26 protein-coding genes are annotated in these 24,472 nt (G+C 57.2%); 14 read left to right on the forward strand and 12 right to left on the reverse strand.

Going from position 1 to position 24,472, the window contains the following annotated elements; genetic code table 11:
* Window positions 1-154: 154 nt before the first annotated feature.
* A complete protein-coding gene (locus tag JFT81_RS02180) occupies window positions 155-1,264 on the reverse strand; it encodes a sugar diacid recognition domain-containing protein (RefSeq protein WP_201225932.1) in 1,110 nt (369 codons plus the stop codon).
* A 170-nt stretch (window positions 1,265-1,434) separates the two neighbouring features.
* On the opposite strand from JFT81_RS02180, the gene JFT81_RS02185 reads away from it, so the two are divergent.
* The 3 genes from JFT81_RS02185 to rarD all read left to right on the forward strand — a co-directional run bounded on the left by JFT81_RS02185 (window position 1,435) and on the right by rarD (window position 5,008).
* Window positions 1,435-2,745, forward strand: a complete 1,311-nt coding sequence (locus tag JFT81_RS02185; RefSeq protein ID WP_201225933.1) for an MFS transporter — start codon at window positions 1,435-1,437, stop codon at window positions 2,743-2,745.
* Window positions 2,746-2,920: 175 nt separating this feature from the next.
* On the forward strand, window positions 2,921-3,934 hold the full coding sequence (locus JFT81_RS02190) for an aldo/keto reductase (RefSeq protein ID WP_201225934.1): 1,014 nt from the start codon (window positions 2,921-2,923) through the stop codon (window positions 3,932-3,934).
* A gap of 192 nt (window positions 3,935-4,126) precedes the next feature.
* The gene (rarD, locus tag JFT81_RS02195; protein ID WP_201225935.1) at window positions 4,127-5,008 is read left to right on the forward strand and encodes an EamA family transporter RarD; all 882 of its coding nucleotides are present in this window, start codon (window positions 4,127-4,129) and stop codon (window positions 5,006-5,008) included.
* Window positions 5,009-5,144: 136 nt separating this feature from the next.
* Here the strand turns inward: rarD and hppD are convergent, their stop codons facing one another.
* Together hppD and JFT81_RS02205 are read right to left on the reverse strand one after the other, a co-directional pair.
* Complete coding sequence (hppD, locus tag JFT81_RS02200) at window positions 5,145-6,221, reverse strand: 4-hydroxyphenylpyruvate dioxygenase (RefSeq protein ID WP_201225936.1); 1,077 nt, start codon at window positions 6,219-6,221, stop codon at window positions 5,145-5,147.
* A gap of 245 nt (window positions 6,222-6,466) precedes the next feature.
* Window positions 6,467-7,375 carry a DMT family transporter gene (locus JFT81_RS02205; protein ID WP_201225937.1) on the reverse strand — a complete coding sequence of 303 codons (909 nt, stop codon included), beginning with the start codon at window positions 7,373-7,375 and terminating at the stop codon, window positions 6,467-6,469.
* 116 nt (window positions 7,376-7,491) lie between these two features.
* Here JFT81_RS02205 and JFT81_RS02210 point away from each other — a divergent pair, with 116 nt between their 5' ends.
* From JFT81_RS02210 to JFT81_RS02220, 3 genes are all read left to right on the forward strand, one after another.
* Window positions 7,492-8,364: a LysR family transcriptional regulator gene (locus JFT81_RS02210; RefSeq protein ID WP_201225938.1), complete on the forward strand. Its 873-nt coding sequence runs from the start codon at window positions 7,492-7,494 to the stop codon at window positions 8,362-8,364.
* A gap of 115 nt (window positions 8,365-8,479) precedes the next feature.
* Entirely contained in the window at window positions 8,480-10,015 is a 1,536-nt protein-coding gene (locus JFT81_RS02215; protein ID WP_201225939.1) for an EAL domain-containing protein, read from the forward strand.
* A gap of 234 nt (window positions 10,016-10,249) precedes the next feature.
* Window positions 10,250-10,615 carry a histone-like nucleoid-structuring protein, MvaT/MvaU family gene (locus JFT81_RS02220; RefSeq protein WP_077573093.1) on the forward strand — a complete coding sequence of 122 codons (366 nt, stop codon included), beginning with the start codon at window positions 10,250-10,252 and terminating at the stop codon, window positions 10,613-10,615.
* A 217-nt stretch (window positions 10,616-10,832) separates the two neighbouring features.
* Here the strand turns inward: JFT81_RS02220 and JFT81_RS02225 are convergent, their stop codons facing one another.
* Window positions 10,833-11,351 carry a DUF4946 domain-containing protein gene (locus JFT81_RS02225; RefSeq protein WP_207196962.1) on the reverse strand — a complete coding sequence of 173 codons (519 nt, stop codon included), beginning with the start codon at window positions 11,349-11,351 and terminating at the stop codon, window positions 10,833-10,835.
* A 141-nt stretch (window positions 11,352-11,492) separates the two neighbouring features.
* Between JFT81_RS02225 and gloA the strand changes: the two genes are divergently transcribed.
* Window positions 11,493-12,014 (forward strand): lactoylglutathione lyase, encoded by a 522-nt coding sequence (gloA, locus tag JFT81_RS02230; RefSeq protein ID WP_201225940.1) that lies wholly within the window; start codon window positions 11,493-11,495, stop codon window positions 12,012-12,014.
* A 65-nt stretch (window positions 12,015-12,079) separates the two neighbouring features.
* Here gloA and ahpF read toward each other — a convergent pair whose 3' ends face one another.
* The 3 genes from ahpF to JFT81_RS02245 form a co-directional block, all read right to left on the reverse strand.
* Window positions 12,080-13,642 (reverse strand): alkyl hydroperoxide reductase subunit F, encoded by a 1,563-nt coding sequence (gene ahpF / locus JFT81_RS02235; protein ID WP_201225941.1) that lies wholly within the window; start codon window positions 13,640-13,642, stop codon window positions 12,080-12,082.
* 124 nt (window positions 13,643-13,766) lie between these two features.
* The gene (ahpC, locus tag JFT81_RS02240) at window positions 13,767-14,330 is read right to left on the reverse strand and encodes an alkyl hydroperoxide reductase subunit C (RefSeq protein ID WP_007912224.1); all 564 of its coding nucleotides are present in this window, start codon (window positions 14,328-14,330) and stop codon (window positions 13,767-13,769) included.
* Between the two features lie 136 nt (window positions 14,331-14,466).
* Window positions 14,467-15,405 carry a site-specific integrase gene (locus JFT81_RS02245; RefSeq protein ID WP_201225942.1) on the reverse strand — a complete coding sequence of 313 codons (939 nt, stop codon included), beginning with the start codon at window positions 15,403-15,405 and terminating at the stop codon, window positions 14,467-14,469.
* A 177-nt stretch (window positions 15,406-15,582) separates the two neighbouring features.
* Here JFT81_RS02245 and JFT81_RS02250 point away from each other — a divergent pair, with 177 nt between their 5' ends.
* Window positions 15,583-16,599, forward strand: coding sequence for a DNA-binding protein (locus JFT81_RS02250; protein WP_201225943.1), 1,017 nt, complete (start codon window positions 15,583-15,585; stop codon window positions 16,597-16,599).
* On the opposite strand, the gene gorA is transcribed toward JFT81_RS02250, so the two are convergent.
* The 3 genes from gorA to galU all read right to left on the reverse strand — a co-directional run bounded on the left by gorA (window position 16,596) and on the right by galU (window position 20,721).
* A complete protein-coding gene (gene gorA, locus JFT81_RS02255) occupies window positions 16,596-17,954 on the reverse strand; it encodes a glutathione-disulfide reductase (RefSeq protein ID WP_201225944.1) in 1,359 nt (452 codons plus the stop codon). The genes JFT81_RS02250 and gorA overlap by 4 nt on opposite strands.
* Window positions 17,955-18,059: 105 nt before the next feature.
* Window positions 18,060-19,586 (reverse strand): MFS transporter, encoded by a 1,527-nt coding sequence (locus JFT81_RS02260; protein WP_347340474.1) that lies wholly within the window; start codon window positions 19,584-19,586, stop codon window positions 18,060-18,062.
* Window positions 19,587-19,881: 295 nt separating this feature from the next.
* Window positions 19,882-20,721: a UTP--glucose-1-phosphate uridylyltransferase GalU gene (gene galU, locus JFT81_RS02265; protein WP_008082670.1), complete on the reverse strand. Its 840-nt coding sequence runs from the start codon at window positions 20,719-20,721 to the stop codon at window positions 19,882-19,884.
* A 259-nt stretch (window positions 20,722-20,980) separates the two neighbouring features.
* Here galU and JFT81_RS02270 point away from each other — a divergent pair, with 259 nt between their 5' ends.
* Both JFT81_RS02270 and JFT81_RS02275 read left to right on the forward strand, forming a co-directional pair.
* Window positions 20,981-21,166, forward strand: a complete 186-nt coding sequence (locus JFT81_RS02270; protein WP_007912238.1) for a hypothetical protein — start codon at window positions 20,981-20,983, stop codon at window positions 21,164-21,166.
* A gap of 138 nt (window positions 21,167-21,304) precedes the next feature.
* Window positions 21,305-21,592 (forward strand): hypothetical protein, encoded by a 288-nt coding sequence (locus tag JFT81_RS02275; protein WP_201225945.1) that lies wholly within the window; start codon window positions 21,305-21,307, stop codon window positions 21,590-21,592.
* A 3-nt stretch (window positions 21,593-21,595) separates the two neighbouring features.
* On the opposite strand, the gene JFT81_RS02280 is transcribed toward JFT81_RS02275, so the two are convergent.
* Both JFT81_RS02280 and JFT81_RS02285 read right to left on the reverse strand, forming a co-directional pair.
* The gene (locus JFT81_RS02280; protein ID WP_201225946.1) at window positions 21,596-21,826 is read right to left on the reverse strand and encodes a hypothetical protein; all 231 of its coding nucleotides are present in this window, start codon (window positions 21,824-21,826) and stop codon (window positions 21,596-21,598) included.
* A gap of 71 nt (window positions 21,827-21,897) precedes the next feature.
* On the reverse strand, window positions 21,898-22,254 hold the full coding sequence (locus JFT81_RS02285) for a hypothetical protein (RefSeq protein WP_201225947.1): 357 nt from the start codon (window positions 22,252-22,254) through the stop codon (window positions 21,898-21,900).
* Between the two features lie 211 nt (window positions 22,255-22,465).
* On the opposite strand from JFT81_RS02285, the gene JFT81_RS02290 reads away from it, so the two are divergent.
* The 4 genes from JFT81_RS02290 to alkB all read left to right on the forward strand — a co-directional run bounded on the left by JFT81_RS02290 (window position 22,466) and on the right by alkB (window position 24,444).
* Window positions 22,466-22,768: a DUF1883 domain-containing protein gene (locus tag JFT81_RS02290; RefSeq protein WP_016984992.1), complete on the forward strand. Its 303-nt coding sequence runs from the start codon at window positions 22,466-22,468 to the stop codon at window positions 22,766-22,768.
* 28 nt (window positions 22,769-22,796) lie between these two features.
* A complete protein-coding gene (locus tag JFT81_RS02295) occupies window positions 22,797-22,970 on the forward strand; it encodes a hypothetical protein (protein WP_201225948.1) in 174 nt (57 codons plus the stop codon).
* Between the two features lie 92 nt (window positions 22,971-23,062).
* On the forward strand, window positions 23,063-23,773 hold the full coding sequence (locus JFT81_RS02300; protein ID WP_201225949.1) for a 2OG-Fe(II) oxygenase: 711 nt from the start codon (window positions 23,063-23,065) through the stop codon (window positions 23,771-23,773).
* A 5-nt stretch (window positions 23,774-23,778) separates the two neighbouring features.
* Window positions 23,779-24,444 (forward strand): DNA oxidative demethylase AlkB, encoded by a 666-nt coding sequence (alkB, locus tag JFT81_RS02305; RefSeq protein ID WP_201226653.1) that lies wholly within the window; start codon window positions 23,779-23,781, stop codon window positions 24,442-24,444.
* Window positions 24,445-24,472: the final 28 nt, after the last annotated feature.

Genomic DNA, 24,472 nt, shown 5'->3' on the forward strand with positions numbered 1-24,472 from the left:
TGCACAATTTGCACAGACGTTTATTGTTCATTTCAACAAAAGGCTGGCCTGACCTGTAGGAGCAATGCTGATTACGCACATCGCTTGTAGGAGCAAAGCTTGCTCGCGAAGGCGTCGGTGAGATCACCCTTACCGGCAAGCCGTGCGCCTACAGTTAGGTTTGCGGCAAAAGCTGCACGCCCAGATACAGCGCCAGCATGCCGTCCAGCCGCAGCGGGTCAACGCCACTGAGCTCGGCAATCCGCTCCATCCGATAACGCAGGCTGTTGCGGTGAATACCCAACGCATCGGCGCAGGCCTGACTTTGCCCGTCGTGCTCACACCAACTGCGTAACGTCGCCAGCAATTGACCGTTGTTGTCCTTGGCGATCACCTTGCGCAACGGTTTGAGCAACTCATCGAGCGCATCATCGTTGCGATGGCGCCACAGCATTACCGGCAATCGATAGCGATTGAGGGTCAGCAGCCGTGAGCGCGGCAGCACGTCGCGACCGTAAGCGAGCAAGTCACCGACCCGGCGATAACAGCGACGCAGCCCGAGCAGCCCTTCGGCTTGCCCGCCCACGGCAATGCGCAAAATATTCCAGCCCAAGCCGTCGAGTTTCTCCAGCAAACGATCATGTTCGACGTTGTGACTGGCCGGCCGACACCAGAGCAGTGATGATTTCGCCGAGCTCACGCACCAACTGTCGGGATAACGCGACGTCAGCCAGGCACTCAGCGCATCGACGGTTTGCCCCGGCCCATGTTCAAGACCCAACTCGAACAGATAAGGCACCCGCGCCAATTGCGGCTTGAGGCCCATTTGCTGTGCCTCATCCACCAAACGCGGCGAATCCCCCGCCTCACTCAACAGCAACGCCAGCAAATCATCGCAACGCTGACGTCGCCATTGCTGTTCGGCTTGCTGGTTGCGCTGGCCGACGAGCATCTCGGCCGTCATCCGCACCAGCTCGGCGTAGGTGCGCAACTGATCCGGCTCGCCGGTGATCCCGAGTACGCCGATCAAGCGCTGATCGAGCAGCAGCGGCAGATTGATCCCCGGCTGCACACCCTTGAGGTGCGCCGCCGTCTGCGCGTCGATCTCCACCACGCGACTGTTGGCCAGCACCAGTTGCGCGCCCTCATGGCGGGTGTTGATGCGCTCCGGCTCGCCGCTGCCGAGGATCAGCCCTTGGCTGTCCATGACGTTGACGTTGTAAGGCAAAATGGCCATGGCCCGGTCAACGATGTCCTGAGCGAGGTCGTGATCGAGTTCGAACATAGTGTGTAAATCCTTGAAAACACGCGCGGACGGTTGTTCACCCGCACAGGGTCTGGCGGCAAACCCTGTGCTCAGGCACAAAGACAATCCTGCCAAAGGTGGCCGAGACTCTCAGGGCGATCAACGTTACCCTTTGCATCGCAAAAAATCATAATAAAGAGAGAGCCGCTATGTCGCACAGCGCCGCAGCTACCCAGACCAAAGAAGACGATAAAAATGCCGTTTATAAACGCGTTACCCTGCGTTTAATCCCCTTCATCTTCATCTGCTACTTGTTCAACTACCTTGACCGGGTCAACGTTGGATTTGCCAAACTGCAGATGCTCGACGCGCTGAAATTCAGCGAAACCGTATACGGCCTTGGTGCCGGTATTTTCTTCATCGGCTACGTGCTGTGCGGCGTGCCGAGCAACCTGGCGTTGACCAAGTTCGGTCCACGGCGCTGGATTGCGGTGATGATGATCACCTGGGGCACGCTGTCGACCTGCCTGTTGTTCGTCACAACCCCCACCGAGTTCTACACTCTGCGCCTGTTTACCGGGGCCGCCGAAGCCGGGTTCTTCCCGGGTGTCGTGCTGTATCTCTCGCAGTGGTTCCCGACCTTCCGCCGTGGCCGGATCATGGCGCTGTTCATGTCGGCGATCCCGGTCTCCGGTCTGCTCGGCAGCCCGTTCTCTGGCTGGATTCTGAATCACTTCGCCGCGGGCCAGGGCGGACTCGCCGGTTGGCAGTGGATGTTCCTGTTGCAAGGTATCCCGACGGTGATCCTCGGCGCCCTCGCCTATTTCCTGCTCAGCGACAGCTTCGCCAACGCCAAATGGCTGACCCCGCATGAACGCGCAGTGCTTGAAGCGGATCAGGCCGAAGACCTCGCGAACAAACCGAAAACCACTACAGACTCTCTGCTGGCGGTGTTCAAGAACCCGGCGATCTGGGCGTTCGGCCTGATCTACTTCTGCATTCAGAGCGGCGTCTACGCGATCAACTTCTGGCTGCCGTCGATCATCAAGAACCTCGGCTTCAGCGACAACCTGGTGATCGGCTGGCTGAGTGCGATTCCGTATCTGCTGGCGGCCGTGTTCATGCTGGTGGTCGGGCGTTCGGCGGATTTGCGCAAAGAGCGTCGCTGGCACTTGGTGGTGCCGATGTTGATGGGCGCTATCGGTCTGGTGATTGCGGTGAATTTCGCGGCTAATCCGGCGATTGCCATTCTCGGCCTGACCATCGCGACCATGGGCGCGTTGACCGGTTTGCCGATGTTCTGGCCGGTGCCAACAGCCATGCTGAGCGCGGGCGCTGCTGCTGGTGGGTTGGCGCTGATCAACTCGATGGGGCAGATGGCCGGGTTCCTTAGCCCGTACCTGGTGGGCTGGGTCAAGGACAGCACCGGCTCGACGGACGCGGCGCTGTATCTGCTGGCGGGAGTGATTGTTGGCGGGAGTCTGTTGGCGTTGCGAATGACGCGGACGTTGCGGGCTTAATAGCAAGAGCAGGATCAAAGATCGCAGCCTTCGGCAGCGCCTACAGTGGAATACGTTCTGCGTAGGAGATGCCGGAGGCTGCGATCTTTTGCGTTTAAACGGCGCAACAATTCACTTTGCGCCCTGTTACGCATCTGTTATTTGTTGGGGTTTCCACCGACCAGAGGATTTCCGCATGAGCTATCGCACACTGGGGCATTCGGGGTTGCAGGTGTCTACCCTCACCCTCGGCACGATGATGTTTGGCGAGCAGACCAGCACTGAAGAATCCCTGCGCATCATCGACAAGGCCTGGGACCAGGGCATCAATTTCATCGACACCGCCGACGTCTATACCAACGGTCGGTCAGAAGAAATCGTTGGCGAAGCGATTGCCGGCAATCGCCATGAATGGGTGCTGGCAACCAAGGTCGGTTTCGGCCCGGTGGACGGTGTACCGAACCGCAGCGGTTTAAGCCGTAAACACATTTTCAACGGCCTCGACGCCAGCCTGACGCGACTGGGCACCGACTACCTCGACATCTATTACCTGCACCGCGAAGACCACAACACGCCGTTGGAGGTCAGCGTCTCGGCGATTGGTGACCTGATTCGTCAAGGCAAGATTCGTTACTGGGGCCTGTCGAACTACCGCGGCTGGCGGATTGCCGAGGTGATTCGCATCGCCGACCAACTCGGTGTTGATCGGCCGGTAATCAGTCAGCCGCTGTACAACATCGTCAACCGTCAGGCCGAAACCGAGCAGATTACTGCTGCGCAGACGTATGGTCTGGGTGTGGTGCCTTACAGTCCACTGGCCCGTGGCGTGCTCAGCGGCAAGTACGCGCCGGACGTGACACCGGATGCCAATAGCCGCGCCGGGCGCCAGGACAAACGCATTCTTGAAACCGAATGGCGGGTAGAGTCACTGCGCATTGCCCAGCAGATTCAGCAATACACCGAGGGGCGCGGCGTCGGCATGGTCGAGTTCGCGATTGCCTGGGTGCTGAACAACAGTGCGGTAACCTCGGCGATTGTCGGGCCGCGCACTGAGCAACAGTGGGATGCTTACACCAAGGCACAAGCCGTGAAGATCACCGCGGAAGATGAGGCGTTTATCGACTCGCTGGTGACACCGGGGCATGCCTCGACACCAGGGTTCAACGATGTGAGCCATTTTGTGTCGGGCCGCAAACCGCATCAGGCCTGACCCGATTCCTGTAGGAGCTGCCGCAGGCTGCGATCTTTTGATTATTTTTCGGATCAAGATCAAAGGATCGCAGCCTTCGGCAGCTCCTACAGGATGGAAGGAGTGTTGAAAATAATGGCCATCCGGCCAATATTCAGCACAAAAACCACGTATCCTTCGCGCCCCGTTTGACCACCCACCCGCGAGGACAGTTTGTCTAAAGGTATCGCTTTATCGGTTTCGGCCTCAGTGCTGTTTGCCGTCATGTATTACTACACCTCGTTGCTCACTCCGTTGAGCGGCGTGGAAATTTTCGGCTGGCGGATGTTGCTGACCGTACCGTGCATGACCGTGTTCATGCTGGTGTCGGGTGAATGGCGACGAGTGCTGGAGTTGGTTCGCCTGATGGCGGCGAAACCGAAACTGATTGCCGGGCTGATCGTCTCGGCCGCCCTGCTCGGCGTGCAACTGTGGCTGTTCATGTGGGCGCCGCTCAACGGCTACAGCCTTGATGTCTCGCTGGGATACTTCCTGCTGCCGCTGGCGATGGTGCTGACCGGGCGAATTGCCTACGGCGAAAGCTTGTCTTATCTGCAGAAAGTCGCGGTGTTCCTCGCGAGTCTGGGCGTGCTGAATGAGTTGTATCAGGTCGGCGGGTTTTCCTGGGCAACTCTGGTGGTCGTGATTGGCTATCCACTGTATTTCGTGCTGCGTAAATACCTGAAAACCGACCACCTCGGCGGCTTGTGGGTCGACATGACCCTGATGCTGCCGGTGGCGTACTGGTTTGTGCGCGGCGGCGAGCAAGGTTTTGGCGTGTTCGATCAATACCCGGGATTGATGTGGCTGATTCCACTACTGGGCCTGATCAGTGCTTCAGCGTTGGTGGTGTACATCATTGCCAGCCGTTTGTTGCCGTTCAGCCTGTTCGGTTTGTTGAGTTATGTCGAACCGGTGCTGTTGCTCGGCGTGGCGTTGTTGCTCGGTGAGAGCATCAAGTCCGGTGAGTGGCTCACGTACATTCCGATCTGGCTGGCGGTGATTGTGCTGGTGTTTGAAGGGTTCAAACATCTGATGCGCCAACGTCGGCCTTAACGGCAAAAGATCGCAGCCTTCGGCAGTTCCTACCTGTATTCCCTGTAGGAGCTGACGAAGTCTGCGATCTTTTGATTTTGAAAAAAATCCCGGCTCTGCATCACTGCAGGCCGGGATTTTTCATTTCAGTAACGGATTACTCGGTAGCAAGCACACCACGGCGGACTTGATCGCGCTCGATCGATTCGAACAACGCCTTGAAGTTACCCTCACCGAAACCATCATCGCCCTTGCGCTGGATGAATTCGAAGAACACCGGGCCCATCAGGGTTTCCGAGAAGATCTGCAGCAGCAGACGCTTGTCGCCCTGCTCCGACGCGCCATCGAGCAGAATGCCGCGCGATTGCAGTTGATCGACCGGCTCGCCGTGATTCGGCAGGCGACCTTCGAGCATTTCGTAGTAGGTGTCTGGCGGCGCGGTCATGAAGCGCATGCCGATCTTCTTCAACTGATCCCAGGTCTTGATCAGGTCATCAGTGAGGAACGCAACGTGCTGAATGCCCTCGCCGTTGAACTGCATCAGGAACTCTTCGATCTGCCCGGCACCCTTCGACGACTCTTCGTTGAGCGGGATGCGGATCATGCCGTCTGGTGCGGTCATCGCTTTCGAGGTCAGGCCGGTGTATTCGCCCTTGATATCGAAGTAGCGAATTTCACGGAAGTTGAACAGCTTCTCGTAGAAGTTCGCCCAGTAGGCCATGCGGCCGCGATAGACGTTGTGGGTCAGGTGGTCGATGATTTTCAGACCGGCACCGACCGGATTGCGGTCAACACCCTCGATGAACACGAAATCGATGTCGTAGATCGAACTGCCTTCACCGAAACGGTCGATCAGGTACAGCGGCGCGCCGCCAATGCCTTTGATCGCCGGCAGGTTCAGCTCCATCGGGCCGGTTTCGATGTGGATCGGCTGCGCGCCGAGTTCCAGTGCGCGGGTGTAGGCTTTTTGCGAATCCTTGACGCGAAACGCCATGCCGCAGACCGACGGGCCGTGCTCGGCCGCGAAGTACGAAGCGACGCTGTTGGGTTCGTTGTTGAGGATCAGATTGATCGCGCCCTGACGGTACAGGTGCACGTTCTTGGAACGGTGGGTCGCGACTTTGGTGAAGCCCATGATCTCGAAGATCGGCTCCAGGGTGCCGGGTGTCGGCGATGCGAACTCGATGAACTCAAAGCCCATCAGGCCCATTGGGTTTTCGTATAAATCTGCCATGGTGACGCCTCATCATTTCTTATCAATTAACCAGGGTTATTTGTCAGTCATGCGAGGTTGCTGGGTGGCGCACAGGAGATGCCACGCACACTGCGGGCGAGGAAGTCACCGTAGATCAGTTGAAACCCGAATATCTTCATTGTCGACCCAAGGCTTTTGCGGGCGAGGCTTCTGCTGCCAGAAGACGATTATTATTGTATGCGTAACCCGATTCTACACAGCGTAAATAGGCTTGTCTGCTCCCTCTATAAAATCCGCTTTTTTACGCCCTGTGCAAGGGGTTTGTTGCACAGGTAAATACCGCTCAGGATCAGCGCACCCCCGAGCCACATCACCGGCGTCAACTGTTCACCGAGCAACAGTGCGCCGAAGATCACTGCGGTCAACGGGTTCAAGGCGATAAACACGCCGGAGCGTGTCGCGCCGATTTTGCGCAAGCCGTCGTAGTAACCGATGTAGGCCAGCGCCGAACCCAGCACGCCGAGGTAAAGCAGGCTCAGCCACTGTGCCGTGCCGAGCGCGCTCAGCGCCGTCCAGCGCAACTCGCCGCGCACGGCGGCCAGCGCCCACAGCAGAAGCGTGCCGATCAGTATCGAATACGTCACCGTCTGCACCGGGCCGAGCGTCTGGTTCAGATTGCGGGAAAATAGCGAGTAAACACCCCAGCCCAGCACGCAACCAAGAATCAACAGATCACCGATCCACGCCTGCGCGGTCGCTGCCAAGAGTTGCGGATTGCGACTGACGATCACCAGGCACGCGCCGCCAATACAGATTGCGATGCCGGCCACTTTCAGTCGACCCAGGCGTTCCTTGAACAGTAGCCACGACGCGAGGCCGATCACCGCCGGATTCAACGCGACAATCAACGACGCTCGCGACGCGTTGATGTACTGCAAACCGTAAAAGAAACACAAGTTGTAGAAGAAAATCCCGAAGAACCCCAAAAGCATCAATTGCAGCCATTGCCTGGGCGTTGGTCGCTTCAATGGAATTCGTGCCAGCCACAAAAAGCCGAGTAATGCGGCACTGGCCAACAAAAATCGCAAACTGGCGGCGAACATCGGGCTAAGACTGCCGGCCAGAAAACGCCCGGCAACAAACGTCCCACCCCAGACCATGGTGACCGCCGCCAAGGTCACATAAACCGGCATGTCGGAAGACGCTACAGGGATTCGCTCAAGTTACGCATGATGCTCCAGCCGGTAATAACAGAAGAATGGCGTATCATTCACCTCATTCTTCATCATCGTAAAATGAGCAATTACTCATGACCCTCACGCAACTGGAAATCTTCTCGCGGGTGGCCGAACTGCGCGGTTTTACCCTCGCCGCCCACCGTTTGGGGATTTCCCAGTCGGCGGTGTCCCACGCGATGAAGTCACTGGAGCAGGAATTGGGCGTCGAATTGCTGCGTCGGCATCAGTCGCAAGTCGAACTCAGCGACATTGGTGAACAACTATTGCTACGCGCCCGGGCAATGCTCGGGCTCGCCAACACGCTGCGTCAGGAAGCGGCCGATGCTCGCGGCATGAAGAGTGGCACCTTGCGCATCGGCTCGTTCGGCCCGACTTCGTCGATCAAACTGTTGCCGAAGATTCTCCAGCGCTTTCGCCAGGCACATCCGGGTATCGAGGTACACATTGATGAAGGGCCGGATCGGCAGGTCACGCAGTGGCTGGAAGAGCGGCGGATCGATGTGGGTTTTGTGGTGCTGCCCGAGGAGCGGTTCGACACCTTTGCCTTGATCGAAGACCAGATGGTCGCCCTGCTCCCGCTTGACCATCCGTTGGCAATGCGTTCAGCCGTGAGTCTGAAAGACCTGTGTGACGCCCCGTTCGTGCTCACCGAAGCCGGCTCGGCGGAACTGGTGTCGCGGTTGTTCATGGCGGCGCGCCTGCAACCCAACGTCCGCTACCGCTGCTCGCAATTGCTCAGCACCCTCGACACGGTCAGTCGCGGCGACGCGATCACGATCGTCGCTGAAGGCTCGTTGCCTGACGATGCTACGCCGCGTTACCTGAAGAAACCGTTAGTGCCTGCCGTGCAGCGCACGGTAGGCCTTGCCGTGCTGGATAAGCGCCAGTGTTCACCCGCCGCGCTGGCGTTTATCGAATTGGCCACAAACATGAATCATCAATGAGCAGCACAAGTTTCATCGGCCATCTATCCTCCCTTCTGGCTCAACTGTTTTTTGGCCGCGCGCCATTGCCCGTCCGGCATTTCAGAGCGCTATACCTTCGCGACAGGATGCGCCCATGCCGTTAACCGTCAGATCCCGCCGCAAGCGCAGCACTCGCATCATCGTGACACTGCTTAGCGGCCTGCTCCCGGTAGTGCTGGGCTGCGCAATTCTCTATATGCAGGCCGAACGCACCCTGCAACAGAGTGCTCGGCAAACCGCCGAAGAAGCCTTGCGCCAATTCGAATTGATGCTCGACAACACGGCGCAAGCTGCTCACGAGTTGCTGCCATTGGCAGGAAAAACCTGCGAAGACGTGAAGTTGGCCCTGCGCGAACAAGTCACCCGGCGCCCCTTTGTGCGCTCGACCAATTTGGTATGGGACGACAACCTCTATTGCAGTTCGCTGTTCGGTGACTTCAAGGAAGCCGTGAACTCGGGCGATTACCACAAAGGCAAACTGTGGCTGATGAACGGCAATCCGGTAACGCCCAATACCGCGCTGTTGGTGTATCGCCTCAGCGACGGCCGTGGCGGTGCGCTGACCACGCTGGATGGCTATCACCTGAGCAACATTTTGCGTTTGATCGGCCGACAGACGCTGCTGTTGCTGCAGGTCGGTGATAACTGGCTGTCTGCCGACGGTACCGTACATCAAGGCACCCCGCCCGCTTTGCCAGTTGCGCAAAGCATGCTGGTATCGCCGCGCTACGCCTTCAGTGTTTCGGCAGGTTTCCCCGAGGGCGAAACCTGGCGCTACATGGCAAACCAATATCCGCCGCTGTTCAGCCTGTTGATCTTTTTTGGCGTGGTGTCCGGCGCGATCGGCCACATCGTGCAGAAGCGCTCAACGTCGCCAAGCCATGAAATGCTCCGTGCTCTGGAAGCCGGCGAGTTCATTCCCTACTTTCAGCCGGTCGTGCACGGAGACAGCAAAAAATGGTCGGGCACCGAGGTGCTGATGCGCTGGAATCACCCCAAAGAAGGCTTGGTGCGACCGGATCTGTTCATCCCGTTCGCCGAACACTCCGGGCTGATTGTGCCAATGACCCGCGCCTTGATGCAGCAGACCGCTGCGCTGCTCGGGCCACAGTCTTCGAGTTTCGCCGCGCCGTTCCACATCGGCATCAACATCACCGCAAGCCATTGCCATGATCTGGAACTGGTTGAAGACTGCCGACAGTTCCTCGCAACGTTCATCCCGGGCAGCGTCAGCCTGGTACTCGAACTGACCGAGCGTGAGCTGATCGAACCCACCGATATCACCCATCAACTGTTCGAGCAGCTGCACAGTCTGGGGGTGAAGATCGCGATCGACGACTTCGGCACCGGTCATTCGAGCCTCGGTTACTTGCGCCAATTCAATGTCGACTTCCTCAAGATCGATCAGAGCTTTGTCGCCATGATCGGCATCGACGCTTTGTCGCGGCATATTCTCGACACGATTATCGAACTCTCGGCCAAGCTTGATCTGGGTATTGTTGCCGAAGGTGTCGAAACTCAGGCGCAAGCCGAATACCTGACCGCTCATCACGTTAACTTCATGCAGGGCTATCTGTTTGGCAAACCCATGCCTGCCGCTGATTTCATCAGCGCATTAAGTCACCATTAACTAAGTGCGATTAAGCCGGGTGCGCAGAGGCGGCGCACCAAATTGATACAAAAGACCGCAGTTGTTACATGAGGACAAGATCAGGATTTACTCTTGGCGCATTAACTACTACAATTTTTTCAACCTGAGCAAGATTGGCAGGTGAGCCATTTATCACCGAGTCGCTTCAAGGCTCTTGGCTTATAGCTTTGTTTGCGGTTGGTATCAGCCAAACACACTATTGGAGTAAAGATATTGTCCAGACTCGCTGAATTTCGTGCAGCCGAAAAGGCCCTTCAGGAACAGCTCAAGCAGCTGGAGTCGCTGAAGAACGATGCCGGGCTCAAGAAAGAAATCGAATTCGAAGAAAAGCTCCAGGGGCTGATGAAACATTACGGCAAAGGCCTGAAAGACATCATCGCCATTCTCGATCCGAATCCGGCCAAATCCGGTCTGCAAACCTCTGCAGCACCTAAAACCCGCCGCGCACGCGTGGTCAAGGTTTATCACAACCCGCACACCGGCGAACTGATCGAAACCAAGGGCGGCAACCACCGTGGCCTGAAAGCCTGGAAGGAACAATACGGTGCAGCCACCGTTGATTCCTGGTTGCGCGGTTAATCCCACGCCGTCAACAAAGCCCTGCCTGATGCAGGGCTTTTTTATTGACAATATCTAACAAATGAAATGATTTTCACCGAACAAGTTGCGCATTGCCTGTAACGTTGCTGAACCGCGCCCCTAAACATTTTGCTGCGCGATGTTTCGCAAGCAGCCAATATTTAACTTTGTGCTTAATCCATTCGGGTATCTAACCGAGCCAAAATAGAACAGACCGTTAAAGTTTCAGGCTGTTTCTCACCGCCACTATTTCGTCAGCGCTCGCCTTATAAACCTCTGCCTGTCCGGCGTACGAAAGAACATAAGCCTTATCCGCTTCAACCGCCGCCACCAACGTTTGCGACAACACATGCCGGCCGTTCTCGGTGATCGTACAAGTGGTTTCCAGTCCAGACAAAGAGCCTAGCGTCGCAGGGTGCACTTTGTTGCAGACGCTCTGATAACCGCCCTGGAAAAAGTCTTTCTGTATCGATTTGCGCATCTCCAGCAGCACACCCTGCAAATTGACCTGATGGCCCGCCTCAACCTGAGTCATGGTCAATTCCATCACCATGACCTGATTGCCATCCGCATCGTTTTTCACCGCCCGTTGCCGGGACACCTGCGGCGATGCACCCGGCAGCACCTCGACTTCCCAGCCCGCCGGCCAAGTGATGGTTGGCTCGTCCGCCGACACATAAACGGCAGCGACAGACAACGCAAAAAAAACAAACAGGGATTTGAACAGTCGGATCATTGCCACACACTCGCAGATTGAACGCAAAGTCTGAGCCCCGCCCGCACGCAGGGCAAGCCCGGCCCGCCCTTTCATTTGGCGATGCTGGCAGGCATGCGTATCATTGCGGGCATTCACTCGCCCATAGTTATTGGAGGGCCCATGAGCCTGCACGAATTGAACACTTTCCCCGGCGTAACCGCCGCACCAGACAGCGCAACCCGCAACTTCGTCTTCAACCACACCATGTTGCGTGTAAAAGACATCACCAAATCGCTGGATTTCTACACCCGCGTGCTGGGTTTCTCGCTGGTCGAGAAGCGTGACTTCGCTGAAGCCGAGTTCAGCCTGTATTTCCTCGCACTGGTCGACAAGGCACAGATTCCGGCCGATGCCGCTGCTCGTACCGAGTGGATGAAGTCGATCCCGGGCATTCTGGAGCTGACTCACAACCACGGCACCGAAAACGACGCGGACTTCGCCTACCACAACGGCAACACTGATCCGCGTGGTTTTGGCCACATCTGCATTTCGGTGCCGGATATCGTGGCTGCCTGCGCGCGTTTTGAAGAGCTGGGCTGCGACTTCCAGAAACGTCTGAGCGATGGCCGCATGAAAAGCCTGGCGTTCATCAAGGACCCGGATGGTTACTGGGTCGAAATCATCCAGCCAACGCCGCTGTAACTGACAGCACAAGGCATAAAAAAACCCATGATCGCTCATGGGTTTTTTCATTTCTGGCCTCGCGCTTACGCCGGAGCCGACGTGCGGATCAAGTGATCGAATGCGCTCAGCGAAGCCTTGGCGCCCTCACCTACCGCGATCACGATCTGCTTGTACGGCACAGTGGTCACGTCGCCGGCAGCGAAGATCCCGGGGATCGACGTCTCGCCACGGTTGTCGACGATGATCTCGCCACGCGGTGATAGCTCGATGGTGCCTTTGAGCCAATCAGTGTTCGGCAACAGTCCGATCTGGACAAAGATCCCTTCCAGTTCGACCGTGCGCAGTTCGTCAGTGTTGCGATCCTTGTAGCGCAGACCGTTGACCTTCTCACCGTTACCGGTCACCTCAGTGGTTTGCGCACTGGTGATGACGGTGACGTTCGGCAGGCTGTGCAGCTTGCGTTGCAACACGGCGTCAGCACGCAGTTGCACGTCAAATTCCAGCAAGGTCACGTGAGCGACGATACCGGCCAGGTCGATGGCCGCTTCAACGCCAGAGTTACCGCCTCCGATTACTGCAACACGCTTGCCTTTGAACAATGGACCGTCGCAGTGCGGGCAGTACGCCACGCCTTTGTTGCGATATTGCTGTTCGCCAGGCACGTTCATTTCACGCCAGCGCGCGCCGGTCGCCAGAATCACGCTCTTGGCTTTGAGGCTCGCGCCACTGGCGAAGCGGACTTCATGCAACTCGCCGTTTTTGCCAGGGATCAACTTATCGGCACGTTGCAGGTTCATGATATCGACGTCGTACTGCTTGACGTGTTCTTCCAGCGCCGTCGCCAGTTTCGGGCCCTCGGTTTCCTGTACGGAAATGAAGTTCTCGATGGCCATGGTGTCGAGTACCTGGCCGCCGAAGCGTTCAGCCGCAACACCGGTACGAATGCCTTTGCGAGCGGCATAGATAGCCGCCGAAGCACCGGCTGGACCACCACCGACTACCAACACATCGAACGCTTGCTTGGCACTGATTTTCTCGGCTTGGCGCTCGATAGCACCCGTATCCAGTTTGGCGAGGATCTCTTCCAGACCCATGCGGCCTTGACCGAAGTTCTCGCCGTTGAGGTAGATACTCGGCACGGCCATGATCTTGCGATCGTTGACTTCGTCCTGGAACAGCGCGCCGTCGATGGCGACGTGGCGGATGTTCGGATTGAGCACGGCCATCAGGTTCAGCGCTTGAACGACGTCCGGGCAGTTCTGGCAGGACAGCGAGAAATAAGTCTCGAAGCTGAACTCGCCTTTGAGCGAACGGATTTGCTCGATCACCTCAACGCTGGCTTTCGATGGATGGCCACCGACTTGCAACAAGGCCAATACCAGCGACGTGAATTCGTGGCCCATCGGGATACCGGCAAAACGCAGACTGATGTCGGCGCCCGGACGGTTGATCGAAAACGATGGCTTGCGTGCATCGTCACCGCTGTCGATCAGGGTAATTTGGCTCGAAAGACTGGCAACGTCTTTCAGCAGTTCCAGCATTTCACGGGATTTCGCACCGTCGTCGAGGGATGCAACGATCTCGATCGGCTGGGTGACCCGTTCCAGGTACGATTTCAACTGGGCTTTAAGATTGGCGTCCAACATACGGGCGATTTCCTTTATTTGAGGCGAAAAAAAGCCCGAGCGAATCTCGCCCGGGCTTTTCTATTGGGCGGTGCAGCTTACTTAAGTAGGTGCGGCGTACCGCCCTGAGTTGCGTGTCACAGACTTAGATCTTGCCGACCAGGTCCAGGGACGGTGCCAGAGTGGCCTCGCCTTCTTTCCACTTGGCTGGGCAAACTTCGCCTGGGTGAGCAGCAACGTACTGAGCAGCCTTGATTTTGCGCAGCAGCTCGGAAGCGTCACGGCCAACGCCGCCATCGTTCAGTTCAACGATTTTGATCTGGCCTTCAGGGTTGATCACGAAGGTGCCACGGTCAGCCAGGCCAACTTCTTCGATCAGCACGTCGAAGTTGCGGGAGATAGCGTGGGTTGGGTCGCCGATCATGGTGTATTCGATTTTGCCGATGGCTGGCGAAGTGTTGTGCCAGGCAGCGTGGGCAAAGTGGGTGTCGGTGGAAACGCTGTAGATCTCTACGCCCAGTTTCTGGAAGGCAGCGTAGTTGTCAGCCAGGTCTTCCAGCTCGGTTGGGCAAACGAAGGTGAAGTCGGCTGGGTAGAAGAACACGACCGACCACTTGCCTTTCAGGTCAGCGTCCGAGACTTGAACGAAGTCGCCGTTTTTGAACGCGGTAGCTTTGAACGGTTTTACTTGGCTGTTGATGATAGGCATTGATGACTCTCCGTCAGGGTTGTGAATTCGATGGGTGAATCCTACCCACTCGCTCGACGGATGGCTCATTGGCAAACCTGATGCTGCTGATTTGTTTTCGCTATTAGCTGACTGTATTAATAGAAGAAAACGATCTCTAGGGTGTAACCGGTTTATCCGTAATCCGAGCCATCCCCTGGAATGGGCTGGCCTCAACATAGCGCATCGCGGACTTCATGTCCTTCCAGCCGACATAACTCATCAGCGATTTCAGATCCCAGCCACTTTGATGTGCCCAGGTTGCAAAGCCTCGGCGCAGCGAATGGCTGGTGTAGTTTTCAGCGGCAATCCCGGCGCGCTGCAATGCCTGGCGCAACAAAGGGATGATGCTGTTGGCATGCAGCCCCTCCTCGTTGAGGTTGCCCCAACGGTCGATACTGCGGAAAACCGGCCCCCGTACCAACGCAGCTTCGGTGATCCAGTCGATGTAGGCCTGCACCGGGCAGAGCTTGAGCAGCGCCGGGGCTTGATAGGTCTGCCCAAGATTCTCCCGGTCACCCTTGCTGCGCGGAAGGTACAACGTGATGCCGCTGCCGGCGCTCGCTTGCACGTGTTCTATTTGCAAACGGCATAACTCATCGCTGCGAAAACCACGCCAGAACCCCAGCAGAATCAACGCACGGTCACGGTAAGCCTTGAGCAGTAACGGACGATCCTGCTGCTCGCGCGCGGTGTGCGCTTCTTGCTCAAGCCAGTCGACGACTCGCTGCAGATCCTGCAACTGCAACGGCTCGGCTTGCTTCTCCTGCGCCGGATGCAGCGCCCGAATGCCTTTGAACACCTTGCGCACCACCGGCGCCTTGGTCGGATCGGCAAAACCCTGACTGTTGTGCCACTGCGCCAGCGCGGACAGACGCAACTTCAACGTATTGATCGACAGCTCGCCAGCGTGCGCCACCAGATACCGCGCCACGCTATCGGCCGTGGCCGGCAGGAACCCGCCCCACTTCACTTCGAAATGTTCGATGGCCGCGCGATAGCTACGGCGCGTGTTGTCACGGGTGGCGGCTTGCAGATAGCGATCCATATCGCTCATGGGCTGTTTTCTCGCAGGTGTACTGATTCAGGGATCAAAAAAGCAATTTAATCATCTGACATTGGGTAATACCAGTATATCCCGCTTGTTAATAATCAAGCATTTAACTTTATTTTCAGCGTGGTACACTGCGTACTTAAGTGGCATGTACCACAGTACGAAACCGTAGGAGTTCACATGGCCCGTGGCGGCATTACCAAAGCACTGGTGCAAATCGCGCGCACAGCGATTCTGGCTCGCGGCGAACACCCGAGCATCGATGCAGTACGCATTGAAATGGGCAACACCGGCTCGAAAACCACGATCCATCGCTATCTGAAGGAGCTGGATGACGGCGCCGCGCCGCTGGAAGCTTCCGCAGAGCCGATCGATGACGAACTGACCGCCCTGGTTTCACGGCTCGCCCAGCGCCTGAAAGAACAGGCGCAAGAGCCAATAGAACAGGCTCGCGAACAGTTTGAAGAGCAGCGTGACGCGCTCGAAACGCAGCTGCAGCAGACTCGCCAGGCACTGGAAAAGCTGGAACAGGAGCATGAGATTCAAGGCGCGGCGCTGGAGCGCGAATCCGAAGCACTGGGCAATACCCGCTCGATGCTGCAGACCGAACAGACTCGCAACGCCGGGCTGAATCAGGCTTTGGCCGACTTTGAGTTGCGCTTGCAGGACAAGGACGAGCAAATCCGCTCACTGGAAGAAAAACACCTGCACGCCCGCGATGCACTGGAACACTACCGCAACGCCACCAAAGAACAGCGCGAACAGGAACAGAGCCGTCACGAAAGCCAAGTGCAGCAAATTCAGGCCGAATTGCGTCAGGCTCAGCAAAGCGCACTGGTGCGCCAGGATGAGATTACTCAACTGCATCGCGACAACGAGCGCCTGCTCACGGAAAACCGTGGCACTCAACGCGAGCTGAGCCTGATCCAGGATCAACTCAAGCAGAGCAATCAGCGTCAGGATCAGTTGCTCGAACAAGTCACTCGCGCAGACAGCGAGCGCACCCTCCTCCAGGAACGCCTGCGCGTGGCCACGCTGGAAAGCCAGACACTCAAGCAAAACGTCGAGGAGCAGGCGCTACTCAATCAGTCACTGGAAAAGGAATTGAACAAAGCACAGGCAAGCCTGGAAGAAAGCCAGCGCCTGGCAGCCACCGTTGCGGCAGCGCCAGACTCAGGCAAACCGAAAGACGCTTAAGCGCCGACCGGTGTACGCATGGTGACAAACTCTTCGGCGGCCGTCGGGTGTACCCCGATCGTGTCGTCGAAGTCACGCTTGGTCGCGCCAGCCTTCAGTGCGATCGCCAGACCTTGCACGATCTCGCCGGCATCCGGACCGACCATGTGGCAACCGAGGACTTTATCGGTCTTGCTGTCGACCACGAGCTTCATCAGCGTTTTCTCCTGACACTCGGTCAGGGTCAGCTTCATCGGCCGGAAGCGGCTTTCGAAGATCACCACGTCGTGGCCGGCTTCGCGCGCTTCTTCTTCGGTCAAACCGACCGTACCGATGTTCGGCAGACTGAACACTGCCGTAGGGATCATCTTGTAATCCACCGGACGGTATTGCTCCGGTTTGAACAAGCGTCGCGCCACCGCCATGCCTTCGGCGAGAGCCACTGGCGTCAATTGCACGCGACCGATCACATCACCCAGCGCCAGGATCGACGGCTCAGTGGTTTGATACTGCTCGTCGACCTTGATAAAGCCTTTATCGTCGAGCTGCACATCGGTGTTTTCCAGCCCCAGATTGTCCAGCATCGGACGGCGACCGGTCGCATAGAAGATGCAATCCGCTTCCAGCACGCGACCATCCTTGAGCGTGGCTTTCAGACTGCCATCGGCCTGCTTGTCGATACGCGCAATGTCGGCGTTGAACTGCAGATCAAGGCCACGTTTGGTCAACTCTTCCTGCAAGTGCTTGCGCACCGAGCCATCGAAGCCACGCAGGAACAGATCACCGCGATACAGCAGCGTGGTGTTCGCACCCAGACCATGGAAGATCCCGGCGAATTCGACTGCGATGTAACCGCCGCCCACGACCAATACGCGCTTGGGCAGTTCTTTCAGGAAAAACGCTTCGTTCGAACCGATCGCATGCTCGTGCCCCGGAATCTGCGGAATCTGCGGCCAGCCACCGGTGGCAATCAGTATGTTTTTCGCGGTGAAGCGCTCGCCATTCACCTCAACCTCGTGCGGGCCAGTGATCTTCGCGTGTGCCTCATGCAAGGTCACGCCACTGTTGACCAGCAGGTTGCGATAGATGCCATTGAGGCGATTGATCTCGCGATCCTTGTTGGCAATCAGCGTCGCCCAATCGAAATGCGCTTCGCCCAGGCTCCAGCCGAAACCGGATGCCTGCTCAAAGTCTTCGGCAAAATGCGCGCCATACACCAACAGCTTTTTCGGCACGCAGCCGACATTGACGCAGGTACCGCCCAGATAACGGCTCTCCGCTACCGCTACTTTTGCACCGAAACCGGCAGCAAACCGCGCAGCGCGCACACCGCCGGAACCGGCACCAATCACATAAAGGTCAAAATCGTAGGCCATTTCTATCTCCTCGGCAGGCGATCAGCATACCTGCAGATGCTCATTGAGCAAGCCTCTACGGTTATGCAGCTGCTAACACCGAGGGCTCGAGCAACAAACGTTTGATCAGTGACATTCTGCCGGTTCAGTTAACGGTAACCGCAGCTTTCGCCAGGCGATCAGAATCGCCATCAACGCCAGACCGAACGCGACCCACGAAACCAATTCAATTCCGCCTTCAAATGCACGTCCCGCCTGCAGCATCAACTGTAGCGCCTGATCACCCACCAAGCCGGACGCGACATGATGAGCGCCTGACAGCGTTTCACTTGCCAGCGTCGCCTGAATATCACTCAAAAACGCTGGAAGCTGCAGGCCAGTGCGATAGTAGGCCGTGACCAAGCCGCCGAGCAGAGTCGTCCCCAGCACCACGCCCACTTCATAAGCTGTTTCGCTGATTGCGGAGGCTGCTCCCGCCTTTGCCGGAGGCGCGGCCGACAAAATCACGTCATTGGACACCGTCGCGATAGCGCCCACTCCGATATTCAACAATGCGAACGCCACCAACACCGCGAGACTGCTGCCGATGCTGGCCACCAGTAAAAACGCCGCACCAGCGAAAGCCATCAGGACCGGTATCAGTACATGCACAGGCATACGCTGCGCGACCGGAACCACCGCCATTCCAACCACAATCGCCATAATTTGCCCCGGCACCAAAGCCAGACTCGCACTCAAAGGCGACATCTGCAGGACAATCTGCAAGAACTGAGTCGTGAAGAAAACGAAGCCGACGAGGAAGGCAAGGCTCATCAGATTGATCAGAATAGAACCACTGAAGGTGCCGTTGCGAAACAGGGTCATGTCCATCAGGGGTACAGGCAGACGCAGCTGCCGCCGCACGAACATCCAGCCCGCCAATACACCGACCAGAAAGGTGCCCAGCATGATCCCGTCGACCCCCTCACTGGCACCATGCTTGATGCTGTAAACGATACCTCCCAGTGCGACCATCGACTGGAGGATGCTGATAGGGTCCAGCGAACCCGACCCATCACGCTCCGATTCAGGGAGCAACAACGGCCCCAACACCAACAATGGAATCAGGACGGGTACCGCCAACAGAAAAATCGCGCCCCAATCAAAGAACTGCAGCAACACCCCACCCACCAAAGGCCCCAGTGCCGAGCCGACGGTCAATGTCGTTGCCCAGATCGCTACTGCCAGTCTGCGCTCTTCTCGATCCTCAAATACCGAACGTATCAATGCCAGCGTGGAAGGCATCAGCATCGCGCCGAAAATCCCCATACAAGCCCGCCCGATAATCAGCTGCATGGCCGTTTCGGAATACGCTGTCAGCACCGAGACCACAGCAAAACCCAGAGATCCGACGAGCAACAACTTACGGTGCCCGACCCGATCACCCAGGCTGCCCATCGATACCAGCAGCCCCGCCAACACCAACGAATAAGCGTCGATCATCCACAGTTGCTGACTGGCAGTCGGACGCAAGGCTTCGGCAATTTTTGGTAGCGCGAAGCCAAGCACGGTGTTGTCTACGGTTACCAGCAGCACTGGCAGCATCAAAACGCCGAGGCCGAACCAGCGTCTTGAGTTTGGTTTGTGACCGGGAATCCTGGCTGTAAATGCCACGGGCAACACTCCTTATTGCAAACAATGTCTTTACGGCGCGGCTGGAATGGACCGTAAAAAATTTTCCTTCGCGCATCCCTGGCGATGGCTCGTCAGTTCAGCAGCGAAAATACCTGCCGACAATTGATCATTTGTTTCATTTTGCATCCCGAATATTCCTTCACCCGAGAGTACCTGGCGCCTGCAATGCCCACTTTTTCCCGCCACAAAAAAAACGCCCCGAACCAGTCGGGGCGTTTTTTGACCTTCACAAGATTTACATCGTGCGAAGGCGCTACAGACAGATCAAGCGCTCTTAGTAAGCCTTGCCAGTCTTGTAGAAGTTTTCGAAGCAGAAGTTGGTCGCTTCAATGTAGCCTTCAGCGCCACCGCAGTCGAAACGCTTGCCTTTGAACTTGTAGGCCATCACGCAGCCGTTCTGGGCTTGCTTCATCAGGGCGTCGGTAATCTGGATTTCGCCGCCCTTGCCTGGCTCGGTTTGCTCGATCAGGTCGAAGATGTCCGGAGTCAGGATGTAACGACCGATGATCGCCAGGTTCGATGGCGCATCTTCCGGCTTTGGCTTCTCGACCATGCTGTGAACACGGTAGATGTCGTCGCGGATCATCTCGCCGGCGATGACGCCGTACTTGCTGGTTTCCTCAGGGTCGACTTCCTGAATAGCGATGATCGAGCAGCGGAACTGTTTGTACAGTTTGACCATCTGGGTCAGTACGCCGTCGCCGTCGAGGTTTACGCACAGGTCGTCTGCCAATACCACGGCGAATGGTTCGTCACCGATCAGCGGGCGGCCGGTCAGAATCGCGTGGCCCAGACCTTTCATTTCGGTCTGACGGGTGTAGGAGAACGAGCACTCGTCCAGCAGCTTGCGGATGCCGACCAGGTATTTCTCTTTGTCGGTACCCTTGATCTGGTTTTCCAGCTCGTAGCTGATGTCGAAGTGGTCTTCCAGAGCGCGCTTGCCACGACCGGTAACGATGGAGATTTCGGTCAGGCCAGCGTCCAGAGCTTCTTCGACGCCGTACTGGATCAGTGGCTTGTTTACCACCGGCAGCATTTCTTTAGGCATGGCTTTAGTCGCTGGCAGGAAGCGAGTACCGTAACCGGCTGCTGGGAACAAGCATTTCTTGATCATATAAGTCCTTGAAAGGGCTGTGTGTACGAGTTTCGGCGCAGTCTAATCAGGCGGCGTGCACCTTACAATGCCCCGCACTGGCTAACCGATGCCAACATAGAGAAATATTCTCGCCGATAGTTCCGTTGGTGCGTTCAGGCAGCGAAATCAGCTTAGCTCAAAGTCGCCGAGAAACTACTTCACCATACGCTGATCATCCCCCAATGCGAGCATTTGCCGGTATCATGGCGCCTTTGAACCAGCGAATGAGACAGACTAGATGGCCGCGGTAAAAATCATCAACGGGTATGTGATCGACAAGAAAGACGGCAAGTGGACGCTGACCACTACCAATGGCGAACACATCGCCGGGCCTTTCGACAGCGAACAAATGGCGACTGATGTAGCGTCGGTGTTCACCGACACCCCGGCATCGGCGAAGCGCCGTGGCAAAGATCAGGACTGATCAGCTGCGAAACGCCCGGAGCCCTGCCCTTGTGCAGGGCTTTTTTGTACCCGCGTGCAAACAAGTGGCCTATCGCTATAACCTTTTCAACGCGGCGCTGTCAGAGCGTCTAGTCCCCCCTCGCTGAAGACCTACATCATGAACCTGAACAAATTGCTGCCACTGATCGCGATCCTGGCGCTGGCCGGTTGCGCTACCTCCGAAACAACCTACCTGAACAACGGCGAACAGGGCCTGACCATCGATTGCTCGGGCGAAGCCAATTCCTGGGCTACCTGCTATGAAAAGGCTGACGCCTCCTGCGCAGGCACCGGTTATCGCATCGTTGGCACGGATGGCACCCCCCAGCCAAAGGAAAGCGACAAAACACTGGGTGTCGACGTCGGCAACTACAAGACCCGTAACGTAGTGGTTGTCTGCAAATAGCGCTTACATGTGGATTTCGGCGAACTTGATCCCGAGACCCCGCACGACTTCGATGAGATCGTCGAGCCGATTGAAAGACTCGACCTCGTCGTTATCGTCCACCAGAAAATAGCTGCGCCCGGCGCTTTTCTTGAAAAACACGATCCATTCCCCGGGATTCGCCGGATTCTGAATCACATGGGTAGCAGAGATCAGGCCCTCTATGTGGCGCTCCCGTACTTGCTCTCGCTTCATCGCGACTCCAGATATGAAAATGCCGCCACAGCACCACTGTGACGGCATTGATGCTGATGACCAACAGTCTATCAGCCGGAAATACACGCGTTGGCCGCGTTACGCACATCCCGCGGGCGTACGGGTACGTTGGACATGCGCTCATGCAGCTTGATGCTGCTGCCGCCTGAGCGATCTTCGATATCAAAAACGGCGGCGGGCCCCGAGGACAGTTTCCCCGGAACGATTACCCGAACCCCATCCTTGTGCGGCTGCATCTGCAAGGCGCCGCGGCTGTCCGCGAGCTTTTCAGTCAGGCACTGCGCATATTCTTGGGGCTTCTTGCCGGAGATCACGCTCATGGTCGGCAGCGTCTCATTGATTTCGGAAACACTCGCGCAACCACCCAAAGCCAGAACCAACGACACACACACCACACCCCACTTCATACAAAACCTCCGTTAAAGACCGTCCGACAGCACAAATGCCGTTTTTCTCCGGGGCCTTCTGCATTTAACCCGCATCCGATTGCGAATATCTGTTCAAAATTGTCAAACCAACGCCCGACGGCCAGATAATAACCCGTGCGGGCTGATAAACTGCGCCCAATCGACAAGCTATCGTTTTGATTTTGTAGAAAAAGCCCTTCTGGAGGCGCCCATGAAATTTATTCACCAGCGCGAGCACCTCAACGAAGACGACATCGTCGTCATCCAATGCTCGCAAATGTGCAACATCCGTCTGATGAACGACGCCAACTTCCGCAGCTTTAAAAATGGCGGTCGCCATACCTATCACGGCGGCGCTTTCGACACGTTCCCGGCCCGTATCACCGCGCCGAGCACTGGTTTTTGGAACATCACCATCGACACCGTCAACCGTCGCCCGATCAGCGTTACACGCAAACCGACATTGACCCATTCGATCAAGATCATCCGCCGCTCCAGCACCAAACTCAGCTGAGCCGCTCCGCCCATTCAGACAGGTAAGCATGACCGTGGCCCAAACGACCAAATACGTCATCAAGTACAAGCTAAACGGTGAGCGCCGCTTCGAGTTCGCGCAACTGGTAGACGGCACCGAGGCAGAAGCCGAGGCCGAGCTCGCCAAACTTCATGATGCACAAGATGTGATCAGCGATATTGCTGTCAGCAAAGCCCTGTAACACCCGCCAGGAATTCGACCGCAAGCGGCGGAGTGTTCTGCCGCTACGCACTGCCCAGAATGACCACCTCGACCTTGAGTCAAGGAGTCAGCATGTCGATGTCCCCTGCCCGGCTGGAAACGCTCGATTGGGCAAACCTGGAACAACAGTTGGATGAGCACGGCTGCGTCATCATTCGCTCGCTGCTGCTGGGCGAAAGCTGTGATCGCTTGAGCGCGTTGTATCCGCAGACCGAACCGTTTCGCTCGCAGGTCATCATGAGCCGTCACGGGTTCGGTCGTGGCGAATACAAATATTTCCGCTATCCATTGCCCGCTGCAGTTGAACGTCTGCGCACAGCCCTGTATCCACGCCTGGTGCCGTTGGCGAATCGCTGGTACGAACGGATGAGTTTGCCCACCCGCTTCCCCGCAACCCACGCCGAGTTTATGCAGCGCTGTCATGCAGCTGGACAGTTGCGCCCAACGCCGCTGTTATTGCAGTACGGCCCGCAGGACTACAACTGTCTGCATCAGGACTTGTACGGCGAATCAGTCTTTCCGCTACAAGTGGCGATTCTGCTGTCGGAACCCGGGCAGGACTTTACCGGCGGCGAGTTGGTGCTGACCGAGCAGCGCCCGCGCATGCAGTCCCGCCCACACGTGCTGGACCTGAAGAAAGGCGATGCGGTGATTTTCGCGGTGAACCAGCGCCCGGTCAAAGGCACGCGCGGCGACTATCGGGTGACCATGCGTCACGGCGTGAGTCGCCTGCACAGTGGAAATCGGCATACCCTAGGCATCATCTTTCACGACGCTTCATGACGACCATGCAACCGAGCCATTTCGATTTGTTCGCCGACCACGAACCCGAGCAACAACCGCGTGCCGAGCAAATTGGCGAGCAGTCGTGGCTGCTGCGCGGCTTTGCCCTGCCGGTGATCGAGCAACTGTTACCCGCGCTGGAGGCGATTTTGCTCGCAGCCCCCTTGCGTCACATGATGACGCCGGGCGGCTTCAGCATGTCGGTCGGTACCAGCAGTTGTGGGGCGCTGGGCTGGATTACAGATCGCAACGGCTATCGCTATTCAAGTGTCGATCCACTGAGCGGATTACCCTGGCCGGCGTTGCCGCCGGTGTTTGCCGAGCTGGCACATTCGGCGGCGGCACGAGCAGGCTTTGCCGGATTCAACGCCGACTCCTGCCTGATAAACCGATACGTCCCCGGCGCCAAGATGTCATTGCATCAAGACAAAGACGAAAAAGCCTACACAGCACCGATCGTTTCGCTGTCGCTTGGGTTACCGGCGATATTTCTGTTTGGCGGTTTCAATCGTAGCGACAAAAGCCAGCGTATTGCGCTGCTGCATGGCGATATGGTGATCTGGGGCGGAGTTGACCGCTTGCGCTTCCATGGCGTGTTGCCGATCAAGCAAGGTCGGCACCCGCGCCTCGGCGAACAGCGGATCAACCTGACATTCCGCGTCGCAGGATAGATCGCAAAAGGATCACTGGCAGAGTTTG

The organism is Pseudomonas sp. TH43, assembly GCF_016650635.1.
Lineage (GTDB): Bacteria > Pseudomonadota > Gammaproteobacteria > Pseudomonadales > Pseudomonadaceae > Aquipseudomonas.

Coding starts and splice junctions, on each gene's coding strand:
- alkB (WP_201226653.1), top strand. CDS start 23,779: ATGCAACCGAGCCATTTCGATTTGTTCGCCGACCACGAACCCGAGCAA.
- JFT81_RS02205 (WP_201225937.1), bottom strand. CDS start 7,375: ATGCCGGTTTATGTGACCTTGGCGGCGGTCACCATGGTCTGGGGTGGG.
- ahpF (WP_201225941.1), bottom strand. CDS start 13,642: ATGTTGGACGCCAATCTTAAAGCCCAGTTGAAATCGTACCTGGAACGG.
- hppD (WP_201225936.1), bottom strand. CDS start 6,221: ATGGCAGATTTATACGAAAACCCAATGGGCCTGATGGGCTTTGAGTTC.
- JFT81_RS02225 (WP_207196962.1), bottom strand. CDS start 11,351: ATGATCCGACTGTTCAAATCCCTGTTTGTTTTTTTTGCGTTGTCTGTC.
- JFT81_RS02250 (WP_201225943.1), top strand. CDS start 15,583: ATGGCCCGTGGCGGCATTACCAAAGCACTGGTGCAAATCGCGCGCACA.
- JFT81_RS02190 (WP_201225934.1), top strand. CDS start 2,921: ATGAGCTATCGCACACTGGGGCATTCGGGGTTGCAGGTGTCTACCCTC.
- JFT81_RS02275 (WP_201225945.1), top strand. CDS start 21,305: ATGAACCTGAACAAATTGCTGCCACTGATCGCGATCCTGGCGCTGGCC.
- JFT81_RS02210 (WP_201225938.1), top strand. CDS start 7,492: ATGACCCTCACGCAACTGGAAATCTTCTCGCGGGTGGCCGAACTGCGC.
- galU (WP_008082670.1), bottom strand. CDS start 20,721: ATGATCAAGAAATGCTTGTTCCCAGCAGCCGGTTACGGTACTCGCTTC.
- ahpC (WP_007912224.1), bottom strand. CDS start 14,330: ATGCCTATCATCAACAGCCAAGTAAAACCGTTCAAAGCTACCGCGTTC.
- JFT81_RS02215 (WP_201225939.1), top strand. CDS start 8,480: ATGCCGTTAACCGTCAGATCCCGCCGCAAGCGCAGCACTCGCATCATC.
- JFT81_RS02280 (WP_201225946.1), bottom strand. CDS start 21,826: ATGAAGCGAGAGCAAGTACGGGAGCGCCACATAGAGGGCCTGATCTCT.
- JFT81_RS02185 (WP_201225933.1), top strand. CDS start 1,435: ATGTCGCACAGCGCCGCAGCTACCCAGACCAAAGAAGACGATAAAAAT.
- gorA (WP_201225944.1), bottom strand. CDS start 17,954: ATGGCCTACGATTTTGACCTTTATGTGATTGGTGCCGGTTCCGGCGGT.
- JFT81_RS02295 (WP_201225948.1), top strand. CDS start 22,797: ATGACCGTGGCCCAAACGACCAAATACGTCATCAAGTACAAGCTAAAC.
- JFT81_RS02285 (WP_201225947.1), bottom strand. CDS start 22,254: ATGAAGTGGGGTGTGGTGTGTGTGTCGTTGGTTCTGGCTTTGGGTGGT.
- JFT81_RS02300 (WP_201225949.1), top strand. CDS start 23,063: ATGTCGATGTCCCCTGCCCGGCTGGAAACGCTCGATTGGGCAAACCTG.
- JFT81_RS02180 (WP_201225932.1), bottom strand. CDS start 1,264: ATGTTCGAACTCGATCACGACCTCGCTCAGGACATCGTTGACCGGGCC.
- gloA (WP_201225940.1), top strand. CDS start 11,493: ATGAGCCTGCACGAATTGAACACTTTCCCCGGCGTAACCGCCGCACCA.
- JFT81_RS02270 (WP_007912238.1), top strand. CDS start 20,981: ATGGCCGCGGTAAAAATCATCAACGGGTATGTGATCGACAAGAAAGAC.
- JFT81_RS02290 (WP_016984992.1), top strand. CDS start 22,466: ATGAAATTTATTCACCAGCGCGAGCACCTCAACGAAGACGACATCGTC.
- JFT81_RS02245 (WP_201225942.1), bottom strand. CDS start 15,405: ATGAGCGATATGGATCGCTATCTGCAAGCCGCCACCCGTGACAACACG.